Annotated in this window: 2 protein-coding genes; both read left to right on the top strand. The window is 38.9% G+C overall.

All coding sequences use genetic code 11. The annotated features are described in order from the left end of the window. Positions 1 to 750: 750 nt before the first annotated feature. On the top strand, positions 751 to 2,427 hold the full coding sequence (locus QZ488_RS21295; RefSeq protein WP_293752541.1) for a methyl-accepting chemotaxis protein: 1,677 nt from the start codon (positions 751 to 753) through the stop codon (positions 2,425 to 2,427). A 48-nt stretch (positions 2,428 to 2,475) separates the two neighbouring features. Next, positions 2,476 to 3,534: a porin gene (locus tag QZ488_RS21290; protein WP_293752539.1), complete on the top strand. Its 1,059-nt coding sequence runs from the start codon at positions 2,476 to 2,478 to the stop codon at positions 3,532 to 3,534. Positions 3,535 to 4,257 lie beyond the last annotated feature (723 nt).

Here is a 4,257-nt window from a genome sequence, read left to right as displayed (position 1 = left end):
TGAGAAACTGCCTCACTACTTTGCCATTACGTTTTTAGTTTGGGAAGGGAGGCGACCATTCCATTAGCCTGCCGACATAGCAGACATACGAACGAAGAATTATATTGCTGTATTTTGCTGCTAAAACCCTTAAACATCAACTTCCTCTATCCGTCGGCCATGTGCCACTATGTACAGCTATACATAGTTAGCTACTGTGCATAGGTGCCATTACCCGTCGTTCGTCACTCCTTCGTTGACTGACTCATATGCAGTTAGCGGCCATTGCGGTTTTCTTGTATTTGGCACCTTTAGCGTGAAAAGGTGATACTCGCTTCACAAATATGTGAGGTGAATTTACGGTTGATTAAAAGTTGATTGAAACTACCTTCTCTCATACGTTAACACTAAATAAAATAATTCATGTCAAGTTATGGGCGATAATTTTTTTATAATGAGTAAATTTAAATTTTTACTTTCTATGGAATGAGAGAAATTCGAAAATCGGCTAATATTTTAGTAAAAAGCAAAAAAAACACTAAACCTGAGCTTACTTGACCTCAGACTTTCAACAGGCCTCAAAATAAAGACGAACAGTATCCTTAAGTAAAGTTAACGTTATAATATTTATAATATTTATAATATTTATAATTTTTTGACAGTTGATGTCGATAAATAAAACATTAAATTTTTGACAGTTGATGTCGATAAAATAATCATATTAATCAAATGAGCATCAACCATGGTGAGCATTAAAAAAGAGCAACTTCTATGTTTGAAAATATATCTTTAGGTGCAAAATTAAAGCTCGGCAACGGCCTAATCTTTCTCATTGTAATTATTATGTCAATTGTTGTTTATTTTGGCATAAATTCTTTGCTAAAAAACTTCAAGTGGGTAGACCATACCCATAAGGTGCTTGCAAAAGCTTCTGCAATCACCGCCGCTGCAGTTGATATGGAAACAGGTATGCGTGGATTCATGCTCTCAGGAAAAGACGTGTTTCTTGAACCGTATGTGAGCGGTATTGAAAGATTTGATAAGCATGTTGAAGAATTATCTATCACTGTGGATGACAATCCAAAACAAGTTGCTTTATTAGTCGAAGTAAAAGAAATTATTACGGATTGGCAAAAAAGTATTACTGAGCCAAATATTGCCTTTAGAAGATCCGTTGGCAGTAGCACCACAATGGAAAACGTAGCTGAACTAATTGGTCAAGCAAAAGGAAAAAGTTACTTTGATGCTTTTCGCGCAAAAATTGCAGAATTTTCCCAAAATGAAGAGGCATTGCTAGTTACTCGCGTAGATTCTTTTAACAGCACCTCTAACTTCGTAGTGAGCGCGTCTATTTTTGGCACTATATTCATTATTGCACTGGGTATAGTCTTTGTTGTTTTATTAACTAGAAACATAATGCGGCAATTAGGCGGTGAGCCCCAACAGATTAAAGAAATAGCTATGAGCGTTGCAGCGGGTGATCTGCAAAGCAGTAAAAAATCGTTAAGCAAAGGTACGGCGATAGGCGTCTTTGCAGAACTTAAAAACATGGTAGATAATCTTTATTTAAAAAACAGTGCTGCGGATAAAATTGCCGCGGGTGATTTCACTACTAATATCGAATTAGCGTCTAACAAGGATATACTGGGTATATCGCTTCAAAAGATGGTGAGAAATATCAGTAATTTGCTTGGACAAATCCAAGATGTTAGCGACTCAATATCCTCTGGGAGTAGTCAATTGTCGGCCGGGAGTAGACAGCTTGCTGAAGGTGCCGGTGAGCAATCTTTGCAATTAGAGAGTATTTCTACTTCTCTAGCTAAATTAAGCGCGCAAACGACAGAAAATGCTGGAAACGCAAGCCAAGCATGTGAACTTTCAGTCAATGCACAAGCCGCCGCTGAAGAAGGAAGTCAGAACATGGGCGAAATGACGTCAGCGATGGAAGATATAGGTGAATCAAGTAGCGATATCGAGAACTTCATCAAAACAATCGATGAGATAGCTGCCCAAACAAACCTCTTGGCCTTAAACGCTGCTATTGAAGCAGCCCGCGCTGGAGAGCAGGGAAGAGGATTTGCAGTTGTAGCAGATGAGGTAAGAAGTCTAGCAGCTCGAAGCGCCAAAACAGCGCAAGAAACCTCTGGTCTAATTTCACAGTCGACAGAGAAAACGAAAAATGGAATTTCAATCGCTGGTACCACTACAGCATCTCTTGACGGCATTTTCACAAATGTAAATGAGGCAACTAATTTAGTAACAAAAATTGCCAATGCATGCGAAGAGCAAGCTACTGCAACTGAACATATTACTAAGAGCGTTATCAATATCGATAAAGTTGCACAAGAAAATACAGAGAGTTCAAACCATACTGCGGCTACATCTCAAGAGCTAGCCAATCAAGCAAATGTATTAAACGACCTACTTAAACAATTTAAAATCGCATAGTTAATGTGCGTTTAATCATCCTTTTGAAGATATGCGAGAACTAGTACCATGAATAAAAGAATACTTTGCGTAGCCATGACTACCCTGGCCTTATTTACAGTAAGTCATACTTTGCACGCAAATGAATTATCACTATATGGTCTAGGCCATGTATCCGCCGACTCCGTTAATAGTGGTGAAGATACCAGTCAGTTTATTGCGAGTAACTCCTCTCGTTTTGGCCTTAAGGGTTTTTATCAACTAAACGAAGGCTTTGATATAATTTATCAATATGAAACCGGCGTCGATTTGACTGCTCAGGGCGGCAATGACGGCAATGGCGGCGCTGAATCGTCTGGCCAAATTTTTACCAAAGGTCGTGAAAGTTATGTAGGTTTGCGTGGTAATTTTGGGACTGTGCTGCTCGGTCACATGCCTGCCCTAGATCAATGGGCCAACGAATTTAATTTCTTTGCCGACCAAGTAGGTGATTTAGGAAATTTATGGGAAGCGTCAGGTATCCCGGGTCGATTAGACAATGTAGTTTATTATCAAGCGCCTAGTTTTGAGGGGCTTAACTTTGCCCTAACCTATTCGCCAGAAGAAGGTGTCGACGGAGCTGATTATCTTATTCTGAAAAGTGATTACACATTTTCAGATAGTAAGCTCGGCTTTGCTTTTGTTCGCATTGGACAGGCGCAGCCAAGTTTAGAAAACCACACAGCTTATGCAATTACCTTGCAAACTAAAGTGGACAAATTTATCTTTGGTGGCGGAATGCAAGCTGAGCAAAATATCCAAGGTCTAGACGGAAATGATCGTATCAGTTTTGATATAGGTGCTTCAGTAATAATAGGCGAAAAAGGTGTCTTGAAAGCACAGTATGCCATTAGCAATGGCGATGCTGACAACACCGATGCCAGTCAATTTGCGATTGGCTACGACTATATCATTGATGAGAACAACATAGTGTATCTAGCCTTTGCATCAACCCAAAATGATGCTGACGTTAATTTTAGCGTGAACGGCAAAGGACATGGCGATAAGGTAACTCCTCTACTTGGCAACGATCCTTATGTAATCTCATTAGGACTTATTGCAAAATTTGATTTAAATTTCGCGCTTTAGTGACGGTTATTAAAAGAGAAGAGTTCCCTGTTGCTCTTTTTTTGACTAATAACCCTAGGCAACAGCGCTACAAAGTGATTTTTTCTTTTAGCTTGATGAGACTAGGTGTTAATTTACAGTCCTATTTGATCCAGTTTCGAATGTATTTTGCATTTACTACCGAGCCTACAATGCATTAGCGAAGCTCTTATTCTTATTGCGAGTAAAGAAAATTATGTTGATAACTTGTTGAATGCGAATGCGGTTTATTTAACTATGCAAATTAACAGTTACGCATTGACCGAACTTATTCGACAAAGCAAAAACTCAAGGGGAGCATCTCTAAACAATAATTTTACACCACAAACACTATTCTATTGATTACGAGATTCTGGGTTTTCAGAGTGAAATTGAAGGAAGCCTAAATAAATTAATCGGCGACGTTTTACTCGGAACAACTAGTCACTTTAGTTCACCTCAACCTATGTTTCTGAATCAAACTTCCCACGCAATTTTGAACAGCGTATGACTCCTTTTGCCGAAAACTTACCGTTGAAGATGATGTTCGGCTATGTCTATAGATCGCTCTTAGCAGTCTGTCAAAGCATATCAGAATTCACTATTTTCAAGCATCAAATCGAGAATGAGCTAGTACAATTTAATAAACTGATCTTCCCCCAGTTTTGTAGACACTTAGCTTGCCTGTGAATACATGATTTCATATTCATCTGGAGACACATGGCC

This window comes from uncultured Paraglaciecola sp., from assembly GCF_913020055.1.
Lineage (GTDB): Bacteria > Pseudomonadota > Gammaproteobacteria > Enterobacterales > Alteromonadaceae > Paraglaciecola.
Note: the sequence above shows the minus strand (reverse complement) of the source record. Positions and strands in the feature narration are given on the sequence as shown.